Annotated in this window: 20 protein-coding genes; 11 read left to right on the forward strand and 9 right to left on the reverse strand. The window is 61.2% G+C overall.

Annotated features, from left to right (window positions below; translation table 11 throughout):
* Positions 1-128 precede the first annotated feature (128 nt).
* Positions 129-1,070 (forward strand): LysR family transcriptional regulator, encoded by a 942-nt coding sequence (locus CFter6_RS21455; protein WP_061541640.1) that lies wholly within the window; start codon positions 129-131, stop codon positions 1,068-1,070.
* Between the two features lies 1 nt (position 1,071).
* Here CFter6_RS21455 and CFter6_RS21460 read toward each other — a convergent pair whose 3' ends face one another.
* Positions 1,072-1,395: a helix-turn-helix domain-containing protein gene (locus CFter6_RS21460; protein WP_205631414.1), complete on the reverse strand. Its 324-nt coding sequence runs from the start codon at positions 1,393-1,395 to the stop codon at positions 1,072-1,074.
* Between the two features lie 138 nt (positions 1,396-1,533).
* Between CFter6_RS21460 and CFter6_RS21465 the strand changes: the two genes are divergently transcribed.
* Complete coding sequence (locus CFter6_RS21465; protein WP_167351431.1) at positions 1,534-2,319, forward strand: SDR family NAD(P)-dependent oxidoreductase; 786 nt, start codon at positions 1,534-1,536, stop codon at positions 2,317-2,319.
* Between the two features lie 18 nt (positions 2,320-2,337).
* On the opposite strand, the gene trpS is transcribed toward CFter6_RS21465, so the two are convergent.
* The 3 genes from trpS to CFter6_RS21480 form a co-directional block, all read right to left on the reverse strand.
* A complete protein-coding gene (gene trpS / locus CFter6_RS21470) occupies positions 2,338-3,384 on the reverse strand; it encodes a tryptophan--tRNA ligase (RefSeq protein WP_061541643.1) in 1,047 nt (348 codons plus the stop codon).
* Between the two features lie 133 nt (positions 3,385-3,517).
* Positions 3,518-4,465 carry a Tim44 domain-containing protein gene (locus tag CFter6_RS21475; RefSeq protein ID WP_061541644.1) on the reverse strand — a complete coding sequence of 316 codons (948 nt, stop codon included), beginning with the start codon at positions 4,463-4,465 and terminating at the stop codon, positions 3,518-3,520.
* Between the two features lie 219 nt (positions 4,466-4,684).
* Positions 4,685-5,068 (reverse strand): hypothetical protein, encoded by a 384-nt coding sequence (locus tag CFter6_RS21480; protein ID WP_150118833.1) that lies wholly within the window; start codon positions 5,066-5,068, stop codon positions 4,685-4,687.
* A 118-nt stretch (positions 5,069-5,186) separates the two neighbouring features.
* Here CFter6_RS21480 and CFter6_RS21485 point away from each other — a divergent pair, with 118 nt between their 5' ends.
* The 4 genes from CFter6_RS21485 to CFter6_RS21500 are packed head-to-tail and all read left to right on the forward strand — an operon-like array spanning position 5,187 to position 9,873.
* On the forward strand, positions 5,187-5,930 hold the full coding sequence (locus tag CFter6_RS21485; protein ID WP_061541646.1) for a response regulator transcription factor: 744 nt from the start codon (positions 5,187-5,189) through the stop codon (positions 5,928-5,930).
* Positions 5,931-5,941: 11 nt separating this feature from the next.
* On the forward strand, positions 5,942-7,507 hold the full coding sequence (locus CFter6_RS21490) for a sensor histidine kinase (protein WP_061541647.1): 1,566 nt from the start codon (positions 5,942-5,944) through the stop codon (positions 7,505-7,507).
* A 30-nt stretch (positions 7,508-7,537) separates the two neighbouring features.
* A complete protein-coding gene (locus CFter6_RS21495; RefSeq protein ID WP_061542516.1) occupies positions 7,538-7,840 on the forward strand; it encodes a DUF4212 domain-containing protein in 303 nt (100 codons plus the stop codon).
* Positions 7,837-9,873 carry a sodium:solute symporter family protein gene (locus CFter6_RS21500; protein ID WP_061541648.1) on the forward strand — a complete coding sequence of 679 codons (2,037 nt, stop codon included), beginning with the start codon at positions 7,837-7,839 and terminating at the stop codon, positions 9,871-9,873. Before CFter6_RS21495 ends, CFter6_RS21500 begins: the two co-directional genes overlap by 4 nt.
* Positions 9,874-10,009: 136 nt before the next feature.
* On the opposite strand, the gene CFter6_RS21505 is transcribed toward CFter6_RS21500, so the two are convergent.
* The 5 genes from CFter6_RS21505 to CFter6_RS21525 all read right to left on the reverse strand — a co-directional run bounded on the left by CFter6_RS21505 (position 10,010) and on the right by CFter6_RS21525 (position 19,914).
* Positions 10,010-11,557 (reverse strand): M20/M25/M40 family metallo-hydrolase, encoded by a 1,548-nt coding sequence (locus CFter6_RS21505; RefSeq protein ID WP_061541649.1) that lies wholly within the window; start codon positions 11,555-11,557, stop codon positions 10,010-10,012.
* Positions 11,558-11,602: 45 nt separating this feature from the next.
* Positions 11,603-12,538: a transglutaminase family protein gene (locus CFter6_RS21510; RefSeq protein WP_061541650.1), complete on the reverse strand. Its 936-nt coding sequence runs from the start codon at positions 12,536-12,538 to the stop codon at positions 11,603-11,605.
* The gene (locus CFter6_RS21515) at positions 12,535-15,087 is read right to left on the reverse strand and encodes a circularly permuted type 2 ATP-grasp protein (protein WP_061541651.1); all 2,553 of its coding nucleotides are present in this window, start codon (positions 15,085-15,087) and stop codon (positions 12,535-12,537) included. The genes CFter6_RS21510 and CFter6_RS21515 overlap by 4 nt, the downstream gene beginning before the upstream one ends.
* Positions 15,088-15,212: 125 nt before the next feature.
* Complete coding sequence (locus CFter6_RS21520) at positions 15,213-18,581, reverse strand: transglutaminase family protein (protein ID WP_061541652.1); 3,369 nt, start codon at positions 18,579-18,581, stop codon at positions 15,213-15,215.
* A gap of 109 nt (positions 18,582-18,690) precedes the next feature.
* On the reverse strand, positions 18,691-19,914 hold the full coding sequence (locus CFter6_RS21525; RefSeq protein ID WP_061541653.1) for a polyhydroxyalkanoate depolymerase: 1,224 nt from the start codon (positions 19,912-19,914) through the stop codon (positions 18,691-18,693).
* A 142-nt stretch (positions 19,915-20,056) separates the two neighbouring features.
* Here CFter6_RS21525 and CFter6_RS21530 point away from each other — a divergent pair, with 142 nt between their 5' ends.
* The 5 genes from CFter6_RS21530 to CFter6_RS21550 all read left to right on the forward strand — a co-directional run bounded on the left by CFter6_RS21530 (position 20,057) and on the right by CFter6_RS21550 (position 24,712).
* The gene (locus CFter6_RS21530) at positions 20,057-20,710 is read left to right on the forward strand and encodes a glutathione S-transferase family protein (protein WP_014007806.1); all 654 of its coding nucleotides are present in this window, start codon (positions 20,057-20,059) and stop codon (positions 20,708-20,710) included.
* 35 nt (positions 20,711-20,745) lie between these two features.
* Positions 20,746-21,201 (forward strand): cupin domain-containing protein, encoded by a 456-nt coding sequence (locus CFter6_RS21535; RefSeq protein WP_061541654.1) that lies wholly within the window; start codon positions 20,746-20,748, stop codon positions 21,199-21,201.
* 261 nt (positions 21,202-21,462) lie between these two features.
* Complete coding sequence (locus CFter6_RS21540) at positions 21,463-22,878, forward strand: circularly permuted type 2 ATP-grasp protein (RefSeq protein ID WP_061541655.1); 1,416 nt, start codon at positions 21,463-21,465, stop codon at positions 22,876-22,878.
* Position 22,879: 1 nt separating this feature from the next.
* Positions 22,880-23,881 carry an alpha-E domain-containing protein gene (locus CFter6_RS21545; protein WP_061541656.1) on the forward strand — a complete coding sequence of 334 codons (1,002 nt, stop codon included), beginning with the start codon at positions 22,880-22,882 and terminating at the stop codon, positions 23,879-23,881.
* A gap of 18 nt (positions 23,882-23,899) precedes the next feature.
* Positions 23,900-24,712: a transglutaminase family protein gene (locus CFter6_RS21550; protein WP_061541657.1), complete on the forward strand. Its 813-nt coding sequence runs from the start codon at positions 23,900-23,902 to the stop codon at positions 24,710-24,712.
* The last annotated feature ends 125 nt before the right edge of the window (positions 24,713-24,837 follow it).

Raw genomic sequence — 24,837 nt, forward strand, 5'->3', positions numbered from 1 at the left:
GGCGCCTTGCATCGCATCCGGCCACGACCGCCCAAATATCCAACTTACTGCCTAACGGGTCCTATGAAGTGTGCCGCAACGGCTATAATTCATCAAATGAATGATTTATATAGACCATAATTAATCTCATGCATATAAGTCGAATCGACCTCAACCTGTTCGTGGTGCTTGACACCATCTACGCGGAAGGCAACATCACCCGTGCGGCCAAGGCGCTCAGCCTGACCCAGCCGGCGGTCAGCCACGCGCTGGCGCGCTTGCGCGAACTGCTGGGCGATCCCTTGTTCATCCGGCAAGGCAGCAAGATGCTGCCGACGCCGATGACGCGCTCGCTGATCGGCCCGGTGCGGCAAGCGCTGCAAACGCTGGAGGTCAGCGTCAAGCACGGCAACCAGTTCGATCCGACCACCAGCCGCCGCAGCTTCAGCCTTGGCCTGCCGGGCGTGCTGGAAGCGCGGCTGCTGCCGCCGCTGATGCAGCTGCTGCAAATCCAGGCGCCGATGGTGGAAATCAATTCGGTACGGGTCGAGCGGCGGCAGCTGGAATCGGAGCTGGCGGCCGGCACGCTGGACATCGCGGTGGACGTCTTGCTGCAGCGCCCCGGAGAAATCCGCAGTGCTTCGCTGTCGCGCGATACGCTGGTGGTGGTGGCGCGCCAGGATCATCCGGCGCTGAAACACGGACTCGACCTGGAAACCTACCTGGCGCAAAACCATATCCTGGTTTCCTCGCGCCGCACCGGCCCCGGCGTCGAAGACGTGGAGCTGGCCCGCATCGGCCGCCAGCGCCACATCGGCCTGCGCTGCCAGCACTATTACGCGGCTTGCCAGGTGGCCAGCGTTTCCGACCTGCTGACCACGATGCCGGAACACTACGCGCACATCGCCAACATCAACCTGCCGAACCGGATCTATCCGCTGCCGCTGCCTACGCCGCCGCTGGATGTCTATCTGTACTGGCATGAGAACGCCGAACTTGATCCGGCCAATCGCTGGCTGCGCGGGCTGTTGGGATTATTGTTTCCCCGGGCGGACCTGCCGCCGGGCGACACGGAGAAGATGGATTCCTGACTCAGCTTTTTTTTGCCGGGTGAGCCGTTTGCCATTTGTTGACGCAGAATTCGATGTATTCGCCTATGCGGTTCTGTTCTGCCTCCGGGATCGCAAGGAACGATTCCACGCTGATGCTGAAAGGCCACTGGCCGGAAGCCTTGAGCAATATCTTGGGGTCGCCGAGTCCCGTGGCCAGCCAGAATATGTCGACGCCCAGGAATCTTGCCGCAAGCGCCGAATTCTCCGCAGTCAGCGCCTTGGTTTTGCCGGCGATCACCTGCCCGATCGCCTGCACGCTGACGCCGATGCCGTCTGCGAGTTCCTGCCTGTCTTTTTGCGCCAAATGCAAAGCTTCTGCGAGCCGCGCCCCGTAATTATTCATCATCGGTAAAGAATACTTTCAATCATTTAAAGCATGGTTGCAATGTGCACTAAAGAATGCTTTAATTGCGTGTAAAAACTGACAATGATTCTGCCGACCATGAATCCACTTACCGCCTATTTCCCTCTTAAAAACAAGGTCGCCCTGGTCACCGGCGCGGCGCGTGGCATCGCTTTACATATCGCCTGCGCGCTATCGGCGGCTGGTGCACATTTGGCGATTCTAGATGAACGGGAGCAGGAGGGGCGCGTCATCGCCAGGCTGCTCGGCGGCAAAAAGGACAATGTGCGTTTCTGGCAAGTCGACGTCAGCGACAACGACGCGGTGCAGCGGGTGATGGCGGCAGTCGAAGCGCATTTCGGCCGCATCGATATCCTGGTCAACAGCGCCGGCGTCGACGCCAGCAATGCCTCGGCACAGGAACTGCCGCTGAAGCATTGGGAACAGGCGATGCAGACCAACGTCAACGGCAGCATCTTGTGCAGCAAACACGTGGCGCCGGCAATGGAACGCGCCGGCGGCGGCTCCATCGTCAACGTGCTGTCGCTGTGCCCCATGGATGGCGAGCAGCAGGAAGCGGCCGACCATGCGGCACGAGCGACGCTGCGGATGGGCAATGCGCATGCGATGCGCTACGCAATGCAGAATATCCGCGTCAATGCCATCCATCCGGGCGTGGTGCGGCCGCCTGCGCTGGCTGCAGCCATGCGCAGGCAGGATGACCTGACCCAGGTGCTGGCAGACAGGGCGGAATTGCAGATGCTGACAGAGCGCGGTTCGGCTGCCGATGTGGCGGCGGCGATCCTGTATCTGGCGTCGGATGCCGGACGTTTTGTTACGGGTAGCGAATTAGTGATCGATGCAGGGCCATGCCGTTGCTTTTGACATGTACTCCGCAGCCCTTTAGAAGTAAGTTAAGCCCAGAGCTGCCTTGACTTCGTCGGCGGTTTTCGCCGCTACTTCGCGCGCCTTGGCGGTGCCTTCCTTCAGGATCTGCATGACATGGCCCTTGTCCTTGGCCAGCTCCTCGCGGCGGGCGCGGATCGGCGCCAGCAGGTCTTGCAGGCAGGCTTCCAGGCGCGCCTTGACCAGGCTGTCGCCCAGGCCGCCGCGCACATAATGTGCTTTCATCTCAGCCAGGCCGGCCTGGTCGGGATCGAAGGCATCCAGGTAGAGGAAGGCGACATTGCCTTCCAGGTGGCCGGGATCCTGCACCCGCAGGTGCAAAGGATCGGTATACACCTGCTTGACCGCCGCCCGGATCTCGTCGGCAGTCGCACCCAGGTTGATGGTATTGCCCAACGACTTGCTCATCTTGGCCTTGCCGTCGATGCCAGGCAGGCGTCCGATCTCCGGCACCAGCGCCTTCGCCTCAACCAGCACATCGCGCCCCGCGGTACGGTTAAAACGCCGCACGATTTCATTGGTTTGCTCGATCATCGGAATCTGGTCTTCGCCCACCGGCACCAGCGCCGCCTTGAAAGCCGTGATATCCGCCGCCTGGCTGGCCGGATAGGTCAGGAATCCGGCCGGGATATCGCGCTCGAAACCGCGCAAGCGGATTTCTTCCTTGACCGTAGGATTGCGCTCCAGCCGCGCTACCGTCACCAGGTTCAGGTAATAGAAAGTCAGCTCCGCCAATTCCGGAATCTGCGACTGGATCAGGATCGTCGACAAGGCCGGATCGATGCCGACCGCCAGGTAATCGAGCGCAACTTCCACCACATTGCGGTGCACCTTGCCGGTGTCGTCCATATTGTCGGTCAGCGCCTGGGCGTCGGCCAGCATGATGAACTGGCGGTATGTGTGCTGGTAAGCGACGCGGTTACGCAAGCTGCCGACAAAATGGCCCAGGTGCAAAGGGCCGGTCGGACGGTCGCCGGTCAGAATCACGGCAGAATTCGACAGCGGCAGCGGCGCCGCCGACGGCGAACTTGTTGGCAAACTCATTGAAATTCCTTTAGCGGTATCCTGAAAACCCCGTATTGTGCCACTACTGGCGCCACTGGCGCGCGCCAAAAGAAAAAGCCGCCGGCAATTTCTCGCCGGCGGCTTTGTTATGAAAGCTGGTTTCAGCCCGGGCTCAACCCTTTTGTTCGACCTGCTCGATCCCAGCCAGTATCCAGCCGCCCTGCCCCGCGGTCGGCTTCGACAAGTTCCAGACCTCGGAGAACGGCGCGGCGAAAGCTGCATCGTCTTCCTTGATCATGCCGGTGAATTTCACGCTGGCCAGGTATTCGGCGTCGGCAGTCTCGATTCCCAGCAGTTCGGCATCCAGCGTCACGACGTCGGTATGGTTGTCCGAAGCACCGCGCTCCTGCAATTGCATGCGCAGTTCGGCAAACATTTCCGGTGTGGTGAATTCGCGGATGTCGTTGCTGTCAGCCTTGTCCCATGCGGCTTGCAGGCGCAGGAAATAGGTCTTGGAATGGCGCAGGAAACCGGCCGTATCGAAATCGGCAGGCACACCCCAGGCTGCAACGCCTGCGGCGCCAGCGCCAGTCGCCGCCGCTGCAGGCGCGGCGTCAAATGCCGTGCGCTGCATAGGCTGCTCGAGGCGCGAAGCGATTTCCGGCGTGAAGCTGGAAGGCGCTTGGGCGGCATAGGCCGGACGCATGCCATTGCCGCCGGCAGCGCCGTTGCCCATCTTGCGGCGCACCAGCTTGTAGATGAACATGGCGGCGAATGCGAACAAGGCGATCATGATGATATTGCTGATCATGCCGGCCATGGCGCCGCCCAAGCCCATGCTCGACAGCAAGGCGCCCAGGCCCAGGCCCAGCAGCGCACCGCCCAGCATGCCTTTCCACATGCTAGGTTTGGCGGCAGCCGCAGCGGCCGGCGCTGCTGCAGCAGCAGCTGGCTTGGCGGCATTGCCGGCCTGGTTCTGCGCCGGCGCCGCCTGGCGGTTCATGCTTTGCGATTTTTTGCCGAAGGAACCGCCACCGCCCATGCGCTTGGCTTCAACGGCCGACATGCCAGCTGACAACGTCATGGCGACGACGATCAGCGCCACAAATAATTTTTTCATACTTTCTCCTGAGATTTGATGCCGTCACGGCCACACGGGCCGCTAAGTTTTAAAACTTCACAGCCATGCCATGACGCCGAGCCGGCCCGGAATTAAGGCGAGATGCAAGACGCACATCAGCCCGCCGCTCAACATCATGGATGGTTGGAATCGCCGGGCAGTTACCCGGCAGATGGGAAGGCGCCTGCCGCCGGATGCAATCGGGCGGCGTAAAGGCGCTTAAGCTCTGGGCGGAGGACCGGCCGGAGGCAGGAACGGAGGCTGGAGCGCTTTATCGTTGCTCAACGCAGGTGTAGAAGCGATCGCCGCAGCGGCAAATACAAGGGGAAAAGCAGGGACTGTCTCATCGCCGAGATCGACATGCATCTCGATGTCGTCGACAACACTGTCCTGTGAACTGCAATCGTCGCCAGCCGTGCAGGCGGAGGCATCTTGCAAGACTCCTTTCAGAATTTCCTGCTGGACTGCCAGCGTCGCCACGGTGTTTGCCTGGGATTCGGTCATGCCTGCAAAAACTTGCATAGGCAGCAGAAACATCAGCAAAAGAATCAGTAAGCGTCGCATCAAAGTAGGAAAGCAGGTCCAGGCTGGATTGAGTGGCAATGATTATACCAAACAGCGCCAATACCAGCGGCAATGTTACGTCGACCTTGCTGGGAAGAATGAAACGCCATAGACTACAAGCAGTACTTCCATCCACCGTACCGGAAACACCTCCATCATGCGCATCCTGCTTGCCGAAGACGACAGTGTTCTAGCCGATGGACTGACGCGTTCGCTGCGCCAGTCGGGTTATGCCACCGACTGCGTGATGAACGGCATGGAAGCGGATTCGGCCCTCTCGACCCAGGATTTCGACCTGCTGATCCTGGACCTGGGCCTGCCCAAGATGACCGGCCTGGAGGTGTTGCGCCGCCTGCGCGCCAGGAATTCGCGGCTGCCGGTGCTGATCCTGACCGCCGCAGATTCCCTGGAGCAACGAGTCAAGGGCCTGGACCTGGGCGCCGACGACTACATGGCCAAGCCGTTCGAACTGTCGGAACTGGAGGCGCGGGTGCGCGCCCTGACCCGGCGCGGCGCCGGCGGTGGCCCTACCGTCATCAAGCACGGTCCGCTGAGTTACGACCAGGTCGGACGCATCGCCTATATCAATGAGCAGATGCTGGACCTGTCGGCGCGCGAACTGGGTTTGCTGGAAGTATTGCTGCAGCGTACCGGCCGCCTGGTTTCCAAGGAACAGCTGGTCGACCACCTGTGCGAATGGGGCGAAGAAGTCAGCAACAACGCCATCGAGGTGTATGTGCATCGCTTGCGCAAGAAAATCGAAGTCGGCGGCGTGCGGATCGCCACGGTGCGCGGCCTCGGTTATTGCCTGGAAAAAATCAGCGAGCCGCAAGCCGCTGCCGCAGGTCCGGCAGCTTCCTCTGCTTCGCTCTCGCCGCTCGACGCCTCCAGCCGCCGCTGACGCTTGCCCTCATGCGCGACGCTCAATCTCTGGCTGCGCAGCCAAACCCATCCGCCCCGGCCGCCGCGCAAACCGAAGAACGGGTGCAGCGCTCCCTGTTCGGCGAAATCCTGGACTGGATGCTGGTGCCGCTGTTGCTGCTGTGGCCGATCAGCATCGCGATTACCTACGTGGTGGCGAAGTCGATCGCCAACCAGCCTTTCGACCAGGCGCTGGACGACAGCGTCACGGTCTTGTCGCAGCAGGTGAGCGAGGTCAACGGCAAGGTCCTGACGCGCCTGACCACACCCTCGCGCGACTTCCTGCGCGCCGACGATGTCGACAATGTGTATTACCTGATCACCGGACCGCACGGCGAATATATCGACGGCGACCGCGACATGCACACGCCTGTCGCCGAAGACGAGCCCGCACACCCTGGCAAGGTCAAGTTCTGGGACAGCTCCCTGCATGGCAGCGATGTGCGGATCGCCTATACCTATGTCGACCTGCGCAACACGGTCGACGCCGGCGGCAGCGCCGACAAACAGGAGCGGCCGCGGGTAGCGCTGGTGCAAGTCGGGGAAACGCTGGAAAAACGCGCCCGGCTGGCGAATGAAATCATCAAGGGCGTGATCCTGCCGCAATTCCTGATCCTGCCGATCGCGCTGGCCCTGATCTGGTTCGCCTTGTCGCGCGGCCTGTCGCCCCTGTCCGAATTGCAGCAGCGGATCCGGGCGCGCCGCCCGGACGACCTCAGCCCCATCGATTCCGGCCAGGTGCCGGAAGAAATTTCGCCGCTGGTTCGTTCGCTCAACGACATGCTGTCGCGCCTGTCGCTGTCGATCCAGACCCAGAAACGTTTCATCGCCGACGCCGCGCACCAGATGAAAACGCCGCTGGCCGGCATGCGCATGCAATCCGAACTGGCGCTGCGGCAGACCAGCCAGCACGATATCCATCGCTCGCTGGAGCAGCTGGCAAAGAGCTCGGAATCGGCGACCCGGCTGGTGAACCAGCTGCTGTCGCTGGCGCGGGCGGAAAACCAGTCGCAGGAAAGCGCGCCGTTCATCGAAGTCGACCTGTCCGAATTCGCTCGCGCCGTGGTGCAAGACTGGGTCGAAGCTTCATTCGGCCAGCGCATCGATTTCGGTTTCGAACAGGACGAGCAACCGGTGCCGGTGCTGTGCAATCCACTCATGCTGCGCGAACTGCTGGGCAACCTCATCGACAATGCCTTGCATTACACGCCGGTCGAAGGCCGGGTGACAGTCCGCGTGCGCGGCGAGTGGGCAGAAAACTCCACGGCGGTAGCAAGGGGATTCGCGATACTGGAAGTCGAAGATACCGGCCCGGGCATCCCGCCGGCCGAACGCGGCCATGTGTTCCAGCGCTTTTACCGCATCCTCGACAGCGGCCGCGGCGGCAGCGGCCTGGGGCTGGCGATCGTGCGCGAGATCGCGCAGCAGCATGACGCCCAGGTGACGATTTCCTATAATCCGCGCAGCAGCGAGCCGGAACTGCCAGGCAGCCTGTTCCGCGTCACCTTCCGTTTACTGGAAAAACCTGCGCTTGATTTCAACTCGGACTTCCATTGACAACCACCAGCCACCGGACCAGACATGCCCATGCTGAAACCCCGCCCGCACCATCCCGCCAGCCATTGGCACAGCACCAGGCGACTGACGCTGGGCCTGCTGCTGGTCTGGTTCGTCCTGACTTTCGGCGTCATCTTCTTTGCCCGTGAATTGTCCGGCATACGCTGGTTCGGCTGGCCGCTGTCGTTTTACATGGCGGCACAGGGACTGGCGCTGGCCTACCTGCTGATCGTCGCGGTATACACCTGGCAGATGCGGAAGATAGACCGGCGCCAGCAGGAATCCGAGCATAATCGCGGGCATAACCGCGAGCAAAAGCGTGAGCAGCAATGAAAGACGGCTCTTTTTTCTGGCGCCTGGTGCGCTACTACGCCTGGTATACCGGCGGCTTCATCCTGTTGCTGGTGGTGCTGGCGATCCTCGAAAAGGAAGGCTTGCCGCGCACCTGGATCGGCTACCTGTTCATGTTCGCCACCATCGTCCTGTATGCCGGCATCGGCATCATGAGCCGCACTTCCGATGTCTCCGAATATTATGTCGCGGGTCGGCGGGTGCCGGGGCTGTTCAACGGCATGGCGACCGCTGCCGACTGGATTTCCGCGGCCACCTTCATCAGCCTGGCCGGCGGCCTCTACCTGCAAGGCTTCGACGGCCTGGCCTATATCATCGGCTGGACCGGCGGCTATTGCCTGGTGGCGCTGCTGATCGCGCCTTACCTGCGCAAGTTCGGCCAGTACACGATCCCGGATTTCCTGGCGGCGCGCTACCGCGGCCGCACCAGCAGCAATCCGGTCAGAGTATTGGCGGTGGCGGCCACCGTGGTGATTTCCTTCATTTACGTGGTGGCGCAGATCTATGGCGTCGGCCTGATCACTTCACGCTTCACCGGCGTCGATTTTTCGGTCGGGATTTTCCTTGGCCTGGCCAGCATCCTGGTCTGCTCTTTCCTGGGCGGCATGCGGGCGATCACCTGGACCCAGGTGGCGCAATACGTGATCATCCTGTTTGCCTACCTGATCCCGGTGATCTGGCTGTCGATGGAGCACACGCACAGCCCGGTGGCGCAGGTTTCCTATGGCTCAGTGCTGGCGCAGATCACCAATATCGAAAAAAAGCTCGATGTCGACCCCAAGGAAATCGATGTGCGAGCGATCTTCAAGGCCAATGCGGATGACTACGACGCCCGCCTGCGCGACCTGCCGAAATCCTGGGAACAGGGGCGGATTGAAGCGCAGCAGCACCTGGAACTGCTGAAACGCAACAACAGTTCCCTGATCGAGATTCGCGCCGCCAACCGCGCCTTGAACAGCTATCCGAAAACGCCAGAGGAAGCCGAGCGCAAATGGCAGCAGGACAAGGCCAGCAACCTGGCGCGCGCCGAACCGCCGGTGCCGCAGGCGACGCCGTTTCCCGGCGCCACGCGGGAGGCGTCCGACATCAAGCGCAACAATTTCCTGGCCCTGGTGTTTTGCCTGATGATGGGTACGGCGTCCCTGCCGCACATCCTGATGCGCTACTACACTACGCCGTCGGTGCAGGAATCCCGCAAGTCGGTGTTCTGGACGCTGTTTTTCATCCTGCTGATCTATCTCACGGTGCCGGCGCTGGCGGTGCTGGTGAAATACTATATCTATACCTCGCTGGTCGGTTCCGACTACGCGCACCTGCCGGAATGGGTCTCGTACTGGGCCAATATAGACAAGAGCAACCCGCTGGTCAGCATCACCGATTTCAACCATGACGGCCTGGTGCAATTGTCAGAGATCACCCTGGACGGCGACATGATCATGCTGGCGACGCCGGAAATCGCCGGCCTGCCCTATTTCGTTTCCGGGCTGGTGGCGGCGGGCGGGCTGGCGGCGGCGCTGTCGACCGCGGACGGTCTGCTGCTGACCATTTCCAATGCCTTGTCGCACGATGTCTATTACAAGATGATCGATCCGCACGCCTCCACCGCCAAGCGCGTCACGGTATCGAAGCTGCTGTTGCTGGTGGTGGCGCTGTTGGCGGCGTATACCGCTTCCCTGAAACCGGGCGATATCCTGTCGATGGTGGGCGCGGCGTTTTCGCTGGCGTCCTCGACCTTGTTCCCGGTGCTGGCGCTAGGCGTGTTCTGGAAACGCGGCAACCAGCAAGGCGCCATCGCCGCCATCGTGGTCGGCTTCGGCACCTGCATCTACTACATGCTGCATACCTATCCGGCGCTGGGCGGTTCGGCCAGCGGCCAGTGGTTCCACATCGCACCGATGGCGGCCGGCATCTTCGGCGTGCCGGCCGGCCTGCTGGCGCTGATCGTGGTCAGCCTGCTGACGCCGCCGCCCGATCCGCGCGCGGTGGCGCTGGTGCATCATGTGCGGACGCCTTAGGGGTGTTGACGTTGCTTTTTAGCGTGTCACCGCCCCCACTCCGTAGAACGTCAAATGGGGTCAGAGTAATTTTCGCAAAACCCGCGAAAAAAACTCTGACCCCATTTGACTGCTGCCGTGGAAGCTTTTTGATCGTTCAGGGCTTGCTGCCAAAAGGCTCCGACAGGATGCCTACCAGGCTGTTCACACCATTGATGTAATTTCCCAACCGCATATTCTCATTGGCGCTGTGCTGATTGTTATCGGCATTGACCAGCGGCACAATCACAAAAGGAACTTTCAGTGCATCGACTAGCGCGCCGGTGGGAACAGTGCCGCCCATCATTCTGATCTGCACCGGTTCCTTACCGTAGGTCTTGGTCAAAGAGCGGCGCAGCCAATTACTGATTGGCGCGTGCAGATCGGTACGCACGGCGCTGCTGGAAGCCGATGCCGACTCGAACTCCAGCGAGGCCAGTTTAGGATAGCGGGCGCGATCCGCATCGCTCGGCTCCCCATTGACCAAGTGAAAACCCCGCTTCTCCACAAATCCCTTGAGTAAAGCTATCAAGGCCGCCGGCTCAGTTTCAGGTACGGTACGCAGATCCAGTTCGGCGACGGCCATCGCCGGCACGACAGTGCGAGCCTTCTCGCCGACATCTCCAGATTGCATGCCACGCACGTTGAGTGACGGATATTGCATCGCTTCCTGATAATTTTGTCCGACCTTATCTGCGACTGCAATTCCAAGACGCTGGCGCAGCGCCGCTTCGTCGTCAGGCACTGCGCGCATGACACGCAATGAATCGGCGTCCAGCTTGACGCTATCGTAATAACCGGGAACCGTAACTCGGCCCTCGTCATCTTTCATCGATGCCAGCAAACGCGCCATCAATTGCGCCGGGTTGGCGGCATAGTTACCGTAGTGTCCACTATGGCTATCTTGCTTCGGGCCATAAACCTTCAAAGTGCCGACAACGATTCCGCGATTGCCGAATACCAATGTTGGCTGATTGCTGGGATGCATCGGTCCGTCCAGTACGACCAGCATATCGGACTTCAATAAATCCTGATTACGCTTAATGACGCTGCCCAATGACGGCGATCCTTTTTCTTCTTCCGCGTCAAGAATGACCTTGAGGTTGATCGCCGGCGTCCTGCCGCCGGCTTTGAGTGCGTCAATCGCAGCCAGCAGCATCATGATCGGCGCTTTGTCGTCCGCAGAAGCTCTGGCGAACAAACGCCACTCAGGATCGACATCCTTGGCGAACAACTTATCCAGCGGCATGGCTTCCCACTGGCCTGCTGCATTGCGCTGTTTCAATACCGGCGCCCACGGGCTTTTCTGCTGCCACTCGGAGGGATTGACCGGCTGTCCATCCATATGTCCATAAAACAGTACTGTCGGAAGACCCGGATCGCTCTTTGGAAACTCTGCGAACAGCAGCGGCTTGCCGTTATTGGCCAATTGCCTGGCATGGAAACCTCGCCGCTGAAAAGCTTGTTCAAACCAGGCGGCATTGCGCTGGATATCCGCGGCTACCGCAGAGTCGTTGGGAATTGCCAGCACCTCGGCCCATTCCTTGAAACTTGCTTGCGCAGCAAGCTGCACTTGTGGCGCGATCGGTGGCTCAGCCGCAGCCGGTGCCGAAAATATGGTCATGGCGCAGGCCGCCAACTGACAGTGCTGGAAGAATGTTTTCATATGCTTTTTATAGGTGCGATCAAATGAGGTCGGGGCATGTATCGGTTAAACCGCGAATCCGAAACCTGGTGCTTCATGGGCTGGCATGACGGTGACGGCAACATCCATGGTTTGCTGGCCGCCGCCGATCAGGACGCCGCGCAAGGGCGAGATGTCGAGAAAATCGCGGCCCCAGCCAAGCGTGATATGGCTGGTGTCGGGGAAGATGCCGTTGGTCGGATCGGCATCTATCCAGCAGCTGGCTTGGCCGTTGAATCCGGGGCAATACACCGACACCCAGGCGTGCGAAGCATCGGCGCCGATCAGGCGCGGCTGCCCGGGCGGCGGTTCGGTCAGCAGATAGCCGCTGACATAACGCGCCGCCAGTCCCAGGGAGCGCAGGCAGGACAACATGAAGTGGGCAAAGTCCTGGCATACGCCGCGCCGGGTAGCGAACACATCGGTGACCGGGGTGGAAACGGTAGTGGCTAGCGGGTCGAAGGTGAATTCCTGGAAAATCCGCGTCATCAGAGCGTTGATCCCTGCCAGCAAAGGCAGTCCTGGCGTAAACGATTCCATCGCATACGCCAGGAATTCACGCTTGATCCGCACATGCGCCGATTCAAACAGGTAGCGCGTGGCTTCCAGGTCGTCAGGCAGCAGGAACTGGCCGGCCTGGTATGACAGCGCGGCGCGCGCCTGCTCCCAGGGCGGCGTCGCCGGCGGCAGCTGGCGCGGCGTCAGCGTGACCCACGATTCGGCCAGGGCGCGCAGGTCGGTATGGTCGTTTTCCAGCGAAAACGATTGCAGGGGATTGCCGAAGCTGTCCAGGAACATGCGCAGGTTTTGCGGCTCGGGCGTGATGCTGATGCCGTGCGAAGTGCAGGTCTGCCACGGCAGCGAACGCGGTGTCAGGCGCAGCATCTGGTGCGACAGGCGCACCGCCTGCGAATAGGCGTAATGGGTATCGTGGCGGATGTGATAGGTGTGCTCGCTCATCATGACACTCCCTGGCTGACCGGCGCGTTCAAGGGCGTGAAGAAATGGCGCGCCAGTTCGTCCGACAGCGAAAAGGCGCCGGCGATGGCGTCGCGCATCAGCTGCACCAGGCGCGCATGGGCGTCTGCCACAAACAAGGAATCATGGCTGAGGTCTTGCAATTCGAATTCGCGCAGTAAGGCCGACAGATGCGCCGGCGTATCCATGCTGAGGGTGCCGAGCTGTTCGGCGATATCGCTTAAATAGCGCTCCAGCATATGGAACTGGAATGCGATGCCGTGCGGATTGCTGACATCGAACACCAGCAGATGCAGCACCGGCAGCCATTCCGGCGCGCGCCGGTAGCGCACGCGGTAGGTGACCACGCTGTTGGCCGATTCCAGCAGCCACGGCAGGGTCCGGTTCTGGCGCTCCGCCGGCAGCCGCAGGAACTGGCCGAACAGGTTGGCCAGGTGGGTCATGCGTTCTATATGGCGGCCCAGCATCAGGAAGTGCCAGCCTTCATCGCGCGTCATGTCGTCCAGCGCATGGCCGGCCAGGCCGACGCAGGCCTGGATTACATTGTTCAGCATGTGCAGCGCAGCAGCAGGAGTCACGCCGCTGGGGCCACTGCTGTCCGTCGTCAGGCCCGGCATGCGGTTGAGCGCTTGCCAGTTGTCCAGCGACAGATGTTCTCGCACCTGGTAGCCGCAGTGATGCAAATGACGCAGGTTGCCAGCAATGCCGACGCTGGCGGCAGGATCGGCGATGGCGGCAATCAGCGCCTGCTGCAAGGCGGCGACGGTTGGCCGTGTGGTCGCGGCCGGCAGGGCAATCCCGAGGCCGCGGCAGATTTCGCACAGCTGGTAGAAGGTCTCGCGCGCTTCGCCTTGCAGGTCGCTGCTGCGTTGCAGGGTGGCGCGCAGCAGATGCGCCAAGTTGTCGCAGCGCTCGGCGTAGCGCCCCATCCAGAACAGGTTTTCGCCGGCGTGCGATGAAATGTCAACGGTGCTTCTGATCAGATCCAGCGTACGCTGCCGGCCGTCGCTGTCTTCCAGCGGCGCCGTCGCCGTCGCGGCCACATCGCCGACCGCATTGCCAGCCTCGTCGCGCACCGGGCTCAGCACCCAGACATCCTTGCTGGCGCCGCCCTGCTGCATCGACACCACGTCCTTGCGCTGGCGCGGCGCGACCCGCGTCAGGCCGCCCGGCATCACGTGGTAGCTGCCGTCGGCGCCGGCGACCACGAATACCCGCAAGCTGACCGCGCGGCTCATCAAGCGATATTCGCCGCTGCGCGACAGCACCGGCGCCTGTGACAGCCGCACCCATTCCTGCGCCACGTAGGCGTGCGGCTGGGCCAGCAGGCTGTCGACCAGGCGCTGGCGCGATTGCGCATTCAGGCTGTGGCCATAGACCGGTTGCATGCGCATCGACGGAAACGCCGGCATGATCACCAGCTGCTCCAGGTTGGCCAAGGTGTAATCGAGCGCCGGTTTTTCACCGCACCACCAGGACGCCACCGCCGGCAGCGCCAGCGGCTGGCCCAGCAGACGCTGGCAGATGGCCGGCAGGAAACCGTGCAAGGCGCCCGATTCCAGCACGCCGCTGCCGAGCGAATTGGCAATCAGCACATTGCCCAGGCGCGCCGCCTGCACCAGCCCGGGAATGCCGAGCGCGGAATCGGAGCGCAGTTCGAGCGGATCGCAATAGTCGTCATCCAGCCGCCGCAGGATCGCATGCACGCGCCGCAAGCCGCTCAGGGTCTTGAGGTAGACCATGTCGCCGCGCACCATCAGGTCCGCCCCTTCGACCAGCGGAAAGCCCAGGGTATGCGCCAGGAAGGCGTGCTCGGAATAGGTTTCGTTATACGGCCCCGGCGTCAGCAGCACCACCAGCGGCGTCTCGCCGCCAGCCGGCGCCAGCGCGTTCAGGCTGTCGTGCAGGGTATGGAAAAATTTCAGCAGCGATTGCACATGCATATCGCGCACCGTCTCCGGCAGCGCGCGCGACATAATCTGCCGATTCTGCAAAGCGTACCCGGCGCCCGACGGCCCCTGGGTACGGTCAGACATGACCCACCAGTGACCGTCCGGCGAACGCGCCAGGTCGATTGCATACAGGTGCAGGTGTATGCCTGCCGGCGGCTCGATGCCGCGGCAAGGCCACAGGTAGCCATGCTGGCCGAACACCAGCGCCGGCGGCAGCAATCCTTCGGACAGCAGCGTCTGCGGGCCGTACAGGTCGGCCAGCACTGCATTGAGCAGGCGCGCACGTTGCACCACCGCGGAGGACAAGGTCTGCCATTCGTCGGCGGAAATAATCTGCGGCAACAGATCCAGTTCCCAGGGACGGTTGGCTCCCTGCGGATCGGCGTACACATTGTAGGTCACGCCGTCGGCGGCAATCGCTTCGCGCACCTCGCGCGCGCGGCGCCGCAGGATCTCCGGCGACAGCCCTTCGAGCTGGTCGATCAGGGTGCGCCAGTGCGGCCGCAAGCGACCGCCGGCTTCCAGCATTTCGTCGTAACGATCCGCCTCTGCGGGATAACTCTCGAGTAAACGCCGGTACATGGTTATTCGCTTGCGTCACTTGAAACGGTTAAATGCAAACCTTGCCGCCAAGACTGCAGAAAGTCGCAGCGCAACCTCAAATTAGTTGCGCTACGGCTTTTCTGCACCACGGCTGCCGAGCTTGATCAGAAGTGACGTAAGTCTAACGTAAATGGGAACTCGATGGATGCTATCGGTTGCGTTACCTGCATCGGGCCCGGAGTATGGTTGAGACGGAAATAACGCCCCAGGCGCCGGCTTTCGGCTTCGAAGGCATTGACCGGGAATGTTTCGTAGCTGCGCCCGCCGGGATGCACCACGTGATATTGGCAACCGCCCAGGCTGCGGCCGTTCCAGGTATCGACCAGGTCGAAGGTCAGCGGCGAGTCGATGCCGATGGTCGGATGCAGGGCCGACGGCGGCTGCCAGGCGCGGTAACGCACGCCGCTGACAAACTCGCCGACCCGGCCGGTCGGCTGCAGCGGCACCGGTACGCCGTTGCAGGTCAGCACATAACGATCCGGTGCCATGCCGTTCACCTTCACTTGCAAGCGCTCCAGCGAAGAATCGACGTAACGGGCGTTGCCGCCGGAACGGCTTTCCTCGCCCAGCACATGCCAGGGTTCGAGCGCGGTGCGCAATTCCAGCCCGATGCCGTTTATGGCAAAGTCGCCGATTTTCGGGAACCTGAACTCGAAATGCGGCGCGAACCACTCCGGCTTGAGTGCGTAACCGGCCTGCCGCATGTCGTCCATCACATCGCAGAAATCCTGCCAGATGAAATGCGGCAGCAGGAAACGGTCGTGCAGCTCGGTACCCCAGCGCACCAGGCGCGGCGGTTTGTACGGTGTCTTCCAGAAGCGCGCCACCAGCGCCCGCAGCAACAGTTGCTGGGTCAGGCTCATGCGCGCATGCGGCGGCATTTCGAATGCGCGCAGTTCCAGCAGGCCAAGGCGGCCGGTGCTGCTGTCGGGCGAATACAGCTTGTCGATGCAGAATTCGGCACGATGCGTGTTGCCGGTGACGTCGATCAGCAGGTTGCGCAGCAGCCGGTCGACCAGCCATGGCGCACAGCCGTCTTTCGCCAGCTGCTTGTCCATTTCGGTAAACGCCAGTTCCAGTTCGACCACCGCATCGTTGCGCGCTTCGTCGACGCGCGGCGCCTGCGACGTCGGACCGATGAACATGCCGGAGAACAGGTAAGACAGCGCCGGATGGTTGTGCCAGTAGCTGATCAGGCTGCGCAGCAGGTCGGGCCGGCGCAGGAACGGCGAGTCGCTGGTGGTGGCGCCGCCCAGCACCAGGTGATTGCCGCCGCCGGTGCCGGAATGGTGGCCGTCGAGCATGAATTTCTCGGTAGTCAGGCGAGTCTCGCGCGCTACGTCGTACAGATAGGTGGTGTTGCTTACCAGCTCGCTCCAGCTGTGCATGGGCTGGATATTCACCTCGATCACACCGGGATCGGGCGTGACGCTGAACTTGGCCAGGCGTGGATCGTGCGGCGGCTCATAGCCTTCCATCAGCAACGGCTGTTCCAGGGCTTGCGCCGTGGCTTCGATCGCCGCCACCAGTTCCAGGTAATCTTCCAGCCGCTCCAGCGGCGGCATGAACAGGTACAGCACGCCCTGCCGTACTTCCGCGCACAGGGCGGTGCGGGCAATCTGGTCAGCCGATTCGAACGGCGCCGGCGCCGCCTGCGCTTCGCTGGTGAAGGCTGCGCTGTATGAAGTCGAGCTGTACTTCGTTGCATCTGCCGCGGTCGCCTTGCCGGCGGTAGAAACCGGCGTAACCAGCTGCTGGCGGATTTGTTGACCGATTTTCTGACTTAGCGGCAGTGGCGCGAATTCCTGGGTCGGGTCCTGCTGGTGCACAAAGGGATAGTCAGCCTTCTTGACCCACGGCTGCGAATCGAGCGGCAAGCGGTAACCCAGGGGAGAATCGCCCGGCAGCAGGTAGCAGTGTTCGCCGCGCAGGTACCAGCTGCTGCTTTGCCAGCTGCTTTCATCGGCGGAGCGGACCAGCGGCAATACGTAGCCGGCGACCTTGCGCAAGCCTTGCGAAAAGACCCGCGCCAGCCGCGCCCTTTCCTGCTTGTCGTCCAGCCGCGCATCGGACGGATCGACGTTGATCGCCAGGCGGCGTTCGCGCCACAGGTAATAGTAGATGTCTTCATAGGCTGCGAACACATGCTGCCGCTCCAGCGTCAGCCGTGCGGCAACACCATGCAAGAAGCGCTCGGCGATATTGTCGTCGGTGACCTGTTTCTTGGTTTCGTCGGCAATCAAGGCCGGCGTCGACCAGATCGGCTCGCCGTCGCGGCGCCAGTAGCAATTCAGCGCCCAGCGCGGCAGCTGCTCGCCCGGATACCATTTGCCCTGGCCGAAATGCGGCAGGCCTTGCGCCGCATATTGCTGGCGCAGCCGATGGTAGAGCTCGGCTGCCAGCGGCTTCTTGGTGGGGCCCATGGCGGCCGTGTTCCACTCCTCGCCTTCAGGATCGTCAAGCGCGACGAAAGTCGGCTCGCCACCCATCGTCAGGCGCACGTCGAGCTCGTCCAGGTCGTCGTCGATGGCGTGGCCCAGTTCTTCGATCTCTTCCCACTGCTGCTCGCTGTACGGCTTGGTGACGCGCGGCGATTCCCAGATGCGGCGCACGCTCATCGCATGTTCGAACTCAACTTCGCATGGCTCGACCATGCCGCTGACCGGCGCCGCCGACGACGGCTCCGGCGTGCAGGACAGCGGGATATGACCTTCGCCGGCGAACAGGCCGGAGGTAGGATCAAGACCGATCCAGCCGGCGCCGGGCAGGTAGACCTCGCACCAGGCGTGCAGATCGGTGAAATCAGTCTGCGGGCCGGATGGACCGTCGAGCGATTTCTGGTCGGCCGTCAGCTGGATCAGGTAGCCGGAGACGAAACGCGCCGCCAGCCCGAGGTAACGCAATATCTGCACCAGCAGCCAGGACGAATCGCGGCATGAGCCGGAACCGAGGGTTAACGTCTGTTCCGGGGTCTGCACACCAGGTTCCATGCGGATGGTGTAGCTGATCAGCTGCGCCAGCTGCTGGTTCAGGCTGACCAGGAAGTCTTCCGTGCGGATCCTTTCGCGCGGCACCTGGTCCAGGAATTTCTGCAGCAAGGGCGTCAGCGGCAGTTTCTTGCGATACGGCTCGAGCTCGTTCTGCAGCTCCGGCGCGTAGGAAAACGGCACTTTCTCGGCATACGGCTCGAGGAAAAAGTCGAATGGATTGAGCACCGACATTTCGGCCACCAGGTCGACCTCGATGCGGAATTCGCTGGCCTTTTCCGGAAACACCAGCCGCGCCAGGTAGTTAGCCTGCGGATCCTGCTGCCAGTTGATGAAATGCGGCTCCGGCAGTATCCGCAGCGAATAGCTGAGGATGCGGGTGCGGCAATGCGGCGCCGGGCGCAGGCGGATGATCTGAGGCCCCAGGGTGATCGGGCGCTCGTAGCGATAGGTGGTGAGATGATTGAGTGCTACGTGAATTGACATGGATATCCTCTGCGACAATCAATAAGTAGTTCGTAGGGTGGCCCCCCGTACCCATGCGCGACCGAGATAACCGGAGCGCAGGCAACGGCGTGGGCACAGGGTGCCCACCCTACTGATGGCTGTGGATGAAATCGCGCAGGCGCGGGTAAATTTCGTTGTCCCAGCGCCGGCCGTTGAAGACACCATAGTGCCCGACCCCGGTTTGCACATGATGCGATTTCATGTACGGCCGTATGCCGCTGCACATGTCCTGGGCGGCCACGGTCTGGCCTACTGCGCAAATATCATCCTTCTCCCCCTCTACGGTGAACAATGCGGTGCGCCGGATCGCCGACGGCTCTATCGTACGCCCTAATGCCTGCATTTCGCCAAGCGGCAATGCATGGTCCTGGAATACGCTCTGCACGGTTTCCAGGTAAAACTCCGCGGCCAGGTCAGACATGGCGAAATATTCGGCGTAAAAGGTCTTGATGGTGTTGGCTTTTTCGTCTTCGCCGTCGACCAGGTAGTTGTACAAGTTCTGGAAGGCCTTGAGGTGGCGCTCCAGGTTCATGCTCATGAACGCATTCAGTTGCAGGAAACCGGGATAGACCTGGCGCTGGCTGCCGGTGAAACGGCCGGGGACAGTGCTCACCAGGTTTTTCCGGAACCACTCGATCGGCTTGCTTTTCGCCAGCTGGTTGACCGCTGTAGGATTGATGCGGGTATCGATGGGACCTGCCATCAGGGTCATGCTGGACGGCTGCGCCGGATGTTTGTCAGCCGCCATCAGCGACACCGCCACCAGCGCCGCCACGGTCGGCTGGCAAACTGCCACCACGTGGGTGCCGGGGCCGATCTTCTCGATGAAGCGGATCAGGTGGGCGACATATTCGTCGAAACCGAAACGGCCGTCGCTGAGGGCGACGTCGCGGGCGTTGTGCCAGTCGGTGATATACACGTCATGGTCACGCAACAAGGTGCTCACGGTGCCGCGCAGCAAGGTGGCGAAATGTCCGGACATGGGCGCAACCAGGAGGATGCGCGGCTGCACCGCCTTGGTTTCTTTACGGAAACGCAACAAGGTGCAGAATGGCGTCTGGTCGCTTATTTCTTCATGCACCGAAATTGTGCGCCCATTCTCTTCGACGCTGTCTATCCCGAATGCAGGGCGCTGGTGCGTCAACCGGGTGCACGAAAACACTTCGCAGGCGGCGGCCAGCTTGCGCATGGCCAGGCTGTCGGGCCAAACCGGCCAGCGGTAGCCCAACATCGGTGCGGCAGCGCCAGCCCACGCACGCATCGGATCGCTGAGATCCGCATAGCCCTGATATGCCTGGTAAATTTTAGTCATGGGACTACCCTGTTATTGGAATGCCGGCAAATGCGTCAGGTGCAATATCCATGCCCATACATCTGGCACGGCCTTTGCTCAGTAGACATCAAACGGTTTGCCAATCAAAAACGCTTTCGATCCAATACGGAAGAATATTGCCATGCCTAAGACCACTCTGAGCATCACCAGTAAAAACTATTCGTCGTGGTCCTTGCGCGGCTGGCTGCTGACCAGGTTCTCCGGACTGGAATTCCAGGAAAACCTGATCTCGCCGGACGATCCGGATGCGCGCGCCGAGATCCTGCTGCTGTCGTCGTCGATCCTGGTGCCCTGCCTGTACCACGGCAATATCGTGGTGTGGGATACCCTGGCCATCGGCGAGTACCTGCACGAGATCCGGCCCAAGGCCGGGCTGCTGCCGGCGGACCGCGCCGCGCGGGCGCACTGTCGCTCGATCTGCGGCGAAATGCATTCCGGCTTCAGCGCCTTGCGCTCGGCGCTGCCGATGAACATCAAGGCGCGCTTCCCCGACTTCAAGGTGTGGTCGCGCGCCGAAGCCGACATCAAACGCATCACCACCATCTGGAAACAATGCCTGGCGACCTATGGCGGCCCGTTCCTGTTCGGCGAACGCTCGATGGCCGACGCCATGTACGCGCCGGTGGCGACGCGCTTTCTGACGTACGATGTAAAGCTGGATTCCGTCTGCAGCGCCTATTGCAAGCGCATCATGGCGTTGCCGGAAATGCAGGAATGGATCAAGGCGGCCAAGCTGGAGCCGGACGATATCAATGAACTGGATGTGGAATTCTGAAAACGATTTCCAATGCCAAGGAAAGGATAGCTGCAATGGATACGAAGACAGAAGCGAAGATAGACGCGAGCCCGAAGACCGTGTTCTCCCATGTGCGCGAAGGCGACACCGAATTCGAATCGGGCGGCCTGCGCGATTTTTTCCTGTACCGCGATCTCGGTATCGCCGCCGCCACCGGCGGCCAGGTGGTGGCGCACCTGGTGAAAGCCAACATGGCGCCCGAGGTCGGCACCGGCTGGCACCGGCATGAAGCCGATTTCCACATCGTCTACATGCTCAAAGGCTGGGCGCGCTTCATGTATGAGGACAAGGAAACGCTGGTCAAGGCCGGCGACTGCGTGCACCAGCGACCGGGCATCGTGCATTTTTTATTCGACTACTCGGAAGACATGGAGTATCTTGAAATCGTCAGCCCGGCGGCATTCACCTCGATCGACATGCCCGCGCCGTGTCCTGTCCCGGCGCCGGCGCCATGGCCCAAGGAGGGTTGAGCCGCATGGGTTAAGAGCATTTAATGCAGCAGTTTTTGCAATCAGATCATGACGGAGGCCATCACCCAGATTATGCAAAATTTGCTAAGAGCGGACCTAGCATTGCCTAAAATAAAGCCTATTCAACCAGCAAGATCGCATGTTAATCTTTAGTTAAGATAATGCTGAATAAGCAACGAATGAGCAACAACAGGCATGTTACGGGCACGCTTCTTGATAGCTACTTGATAGTTTCCGATCAAACCACAGCAAAGCAAGATCATGGCAAATTTTTTCGATGAAATGTACTCCGATGGCAATTCGTCGGTGCGCCCGCACTATAACGAATTTTCCAATTGGCTCAACGCCCAGACCGCTGAAACGATCGCCCGCAAACGCGCCGAAGCCGACCTGATTTTCCGCCGGGTCGGGATTACTTTCGCCGTGTACGGCAACGACGCCGGCACCGAACGTCTGATCCCCTTCGACATCATTCCGCGCATCATCCATGCGCAGGAGTGGGCGACGCTGGAAGCCGGCCTGATCCAGCGCGTCAAGGCGCTCAACATGTTCATCCACGACATCTACCACGACCAGAACATCGTCAAGGCAGGCGTGATCCCGGCTGAACAGATTTTCCGCAACGCCCAGTACCGCCCCGAAATGCAGGGCATCTCGGTCGCTTCTGACATCTACGCGCACATTGCCGGAGTCGATATCGTACGCGCCGGCGAGGGCGAGTTCTACGTTCTCGAAGATAACCTGCGGGTGCCGTCGGGCGTGTCCTACATGCTGGAAAACCGCAAGATGATGATGCGGCTGTTCCCCGAGCTGTTCCTGCGCCACAAGATCGCGCCGGTCGACCATTATCCCGACATGCTGCTGGATAACCTGCGCTCGGTAGCGCCGGTCGGCGTCACCGATCCGACCGTGGTGGTGATGACGCCGGGGATGTACAACTCGGCCTACTTCGAACACGCGTTCCTGGCGCAGCAGATGGGCGTCGAGCTGGTCGAAGGACAGGATTTGTTCGTCAACGACAACCACGTCTACATGCGCACCACACGCGGCCCCAAGCGGGTCGACGTGATCTACCGCCGGATCGACGACGACTATCTCGATCCACTCGCCTTCCGCGCCGATTCATCGCTCGGCGTGCCGGGCCTGCTGTCGGTGTACCGCGCCGGTAACGTCACGCTGGCGAATGCGATCGGCACCGGTGTCGCCGACGACAAGTCGGTGTATCCGTTCGTGCCGGACATGGTGCAGTTCTACCTGTCGGAAAAGCCGATCCTGAACAACGTGCCGACTTTCCAGTGCCGCAAGAAAGAAGACTTGCAGTACACCCTGGACAACCTCAAGGACCTGGTGGTCAAGGAAGTGCATGGCGCCGGCGGCTACGGCATGCTGGTCGGCCCGGCGTCGACCAGGCAGGAAATCGAAGATTTCCGCCAGCGCGTGCTGGCCAAGCCGGACGGTTATATTTCCCAGCCGACGCTGGCCTTGTCGGCTTGCCCGACCTATGTCGAATCCGGCATCGCACCGCGCCACCTGGACCTGCGGCCATTCGTATTGTCCGGCAAGAATGTCTCCCTGGTGCGCGGCGGCCTGACCCGCGTCGCCCTCAAGGAAGGTTCGCTGGTGGTCAACTCGTCCCAAGGCGGCGGCACCAAAGACACCTGGATTCTGGAGAAATAACATGCTCAGTCGCACCGCCGACCATTTGTTCTGGATGTCCCGCTATACCGAGCGGGCAGAAAATACCGCACGCATGCTGGACGTGCACGTGCAGACCGGGCTGCTGCCGCAGTCGGTCGAGGATGTCGAGAAGGGCTGGCGTGCAGTGCTCGGCATTTCCGAGCTGACCCACGCCTACGACAAGAAATACAGCGTGGTCACGCAAAAAGACGTGATCGATTTCATGGTGCGCGATCCCAGCAATTCTTCCTCGATCGCCTCCTGCCTGAAACAGGCGCGAGAGAATGCGCGCGCAGTGCGCGGCGCGCTGACCACCGAAGCTTGGGAAATCCAGAACGCCACCTGGATCAAGATGCAGGGTTATCTGCAGACCAACGCGCTGGAGCAGAACCCCAGCGAGTTCTTCGAGTGGGTCAAACACCGCTCGCACCTGTCGCGCGGCGTCACCATCGGCACCATGCTCAAGGACGAGGCGTTCCACTTTATCCGTCTCGGCACCTTCCTGGAGCGCGCCGACAACACCGCGCGCATCATCGACGTCAAATTCCACGGCGCCAAGGAAGGCGCATATACGAAGAACCTGCAGAACCAGAACGGCCAGCGGCAAAGCCAGGAGCAGGATTCGATCGCCGATCCGCAAATCGACTTCTATTACTGGGCGGCGATCCTGCGTTCCGTGTCAGGTTTTGAAATCTACCGCAAAGTGTATCGCGACGTGATCACGCCGGCGCGCGTGGCCGATCTGCTGATCTTGCGGCCGGACATGCCACGCTCGCTGCTGTCTTGCATGGAGCAGGTGGTCGGCAATCTCAAGCATGTGCATAACGATACATCCTCCGACACCGAACGCTTCGCCGGGAAATTGCATGCCGACCTGAAATTCAGCAATCTCGATGAAATCCTGGACGCCGGCCTGCACGATTACCTGACCCGCTTCTTCGAACGGATCTTCGAGCTTGGCAATCGCATCAGCCGCGATTTCCTGGTGCCGCTGAATACCTGATAGCGAATTTCCCCACTGATGCTCCTTACCATCCGGCATGAAACGGTTTACCACTACACCGCGGCACTGACCTACACGATCCAGCAGCTGCGGCTGTCGCCGCGCGCGGAAGCGCAGCAGCGCACGCTGGCGTGGCATATCAGCAGCTCAGGCAACCGCCATCCCTACATCGATGCATTCGGCAACCTGTGCCATACGCTGACTGTCACCAAACCGCACCATGAGGTGCGCATCATCGCTGAAGGCACGGTCGCGGTGACGCCGCTGCAGCAAGGGCGGCTGCCGCAGGCGGGAGAATTTTCACCGCTGGTGTTTACCGTGCCGACCCAGCTGACGCAAGCCACCGCGGCAGTGATGGATTTCGCCCATCGGAATTTGCGCGCAGGCGCCGACAGCAGGCAGCTGCTGGAGCTGGCGCAGGCGATCTGCGCCGCGGTGGCTTACCAGAGCGGCTCGACTGCGGTAACCAGCAGCGCCGACGATGCGCTGGCGCTGGGCCAGGGCGTGTGCCAGGACCATGCGCATCTGTTCCTGGCTTGCTGCCATATAGCGGGCATCCCGGCGCGTTATGTGTCGGGTTATATCGACCCCGGCAACACCAATCATGCGGAAAGCCATGCCTGGGTCGACGTCTGGGTGCAGGAAGGCGACTTTGCCGGCTGGATCAGCATCGATGTGACCCATGCCTGTTTTGCCAGCGACAATTATTGCAGGCTGGCAATCGGGCGCGACTACGATTCGGCCGCGCCGGTGCGCGGCGTGCGGCGCGGCGGCGGCGAAGAAACACTGACTGTGCAAGTCAATGTTTCTGCATTACCATCGGATCAATAGGCGGATCAATGAAGGTTTACATTAATTTACAATAAATTGTCGTATTATTAACTAAAAAGCCAATCTGACCGAGAAACTGCCTTGGCTTCCTGTAAAATCGCCACTTTGTATTTTTCTTCGACACC

Origin of the sequence: Collimonas fungivorans (assembly GCF_001584145.1) — a bacterium.
Classification (GTDB): domain Bacteria; phylum Pseudomonadota; class Gammaproteobacteria; order Burkholderiales; family Burkholderiaceae_D; genus Collimonas; species Collimonas fungivorans.

Excerpts from the sequence above, each read along its gene's own strand:
- CFter6_RS21455 (WP_061541640.1), top strand. The coding sequence starts at position 129 with ATGCATATAAGTCGAATCGACCTCAACCTGTTCGTGGTGCTTGACACC.
- CFter6_RS21465 (WP_167351431.1), top strand. The coding sequence starts at position 1,534 with ATGAATCCACTTACCGCCTATTTCCCTCTTAAAAACAAGGTCGCCCTG.
- trpS (WP_061541643.1), bottom strand. The coding sequence starts at position 3,384 with ATGAGTTTGCCAACAAGTTCGCCGTCGGCGGCGCCGCTGCCGCTGTCG.
- CFter6_RS21475 (WP_061541644.1), bottom strand. The coding sequence starts at position 4,465 with ATGAAAAAATTATTTGTGGCGCTGATCGTCGTCGCCATGACGTTGTCA.
- CFter6_RS21485 (WP_061541646.1), top strand. The coding sequence starts at position 5,187 with ATGCGCATCCTGCTTGCCGAAGACGACAGTGTTCTAGCCGATGGACTG.
- CFter6_RS21490 (WP_061541647.1), top strand. The coding sequence starts at position 5,942 with ATGCGCGACGCTCAATCTCTGGCTGCGCAGCCAAACCCATCCGCCCCG.
- CFter6_RS21495 (WP_061542516.1), top strand. The coding sequence starts at position 7,538 with ATGCTGAAACCCCGCCCGCACCATCCCGCCAGCCATTGGCACAGCACC.
- CFter6_RS21500 (WP_061541648.1), top strand. The coding sequence starts at position 7,837 with ATGAAAGACGGCTCTTTTTTCTGGCGCCTGGTGCGCTACTACGCCTGG.
- CFter6_RS21505 (WP_061541649.1), bottom strand. The coding sequence starts at position 11,557 with ATGAAAACATTCTTCCAGCACTGTCAGTTGGCGGCCTGCGCCATGACC.
- CFter6_RS21510 (WP_061541650.1), bottom strand. The coding sequence starts at position 12,538 with ATGATGAGCGAGCACACCTATCACATCCGCCACGATACCCATTACGCC.
- CFter6_RS21515 (WP_061541651.1), bottom strand. The coding sequence starts at position 15,087 with ATGTACCGGCGTTTACTCGAGAGTTATCCCGCAGAGGCGGATCGTTAC.
- CFter6_RS21520 (WP_061541652.1), bottom strand. The coding sequence starts at position 18,581 with ATGTCAATTCACGTAGCACTCAATCATCTCACCACCTATCGCTACGAG.
- CFter6_RS21525 (WP_061541653.1), bottom strand. The coding sequence starts at position 19,914 with ATGACTAAAATTTACCAGGCATATCAGGGCTATGCGGATCTCAGCGAT.
- CFter6_RS21530 (WP_014007806.1), top strand. The coding sequence starts at position 20,057 with ATGCCTAAGACCACTCTGAGCATCACCAGTAAAAACTATTCGTCGTGG.
- CFter6_RS21535 (WP_061541654.1), top strand. The coding sequence starts at position 20,746 with ATGGATACGAAGACAGAAGCGAAGATAGACGCGAGCCCGAAGACCGTG.
- CFter6_RS21540 (WP_061541655.1), top strand. The coding sequence starts at position 21,463 with ATGGCAAATTTTTTCGATGAAATGTACTCCGATGGCAATTCGTCGGTG.
- CFter6_RS21545 (WP_061541656.1), top strand. The coding sequence starts at position 22,880 with ATGCTCAGTCGCACCGCCGACCATTTGTTCTGGATGTCCCGCTATACC.
- CFter6_RS21550 (WP_061541657.1), top strand. The coding sequence starts at position 23,900 with ATGCTCCTTACCATCCGGCATGAAACGGTTTACCACTACACCGCGGCA.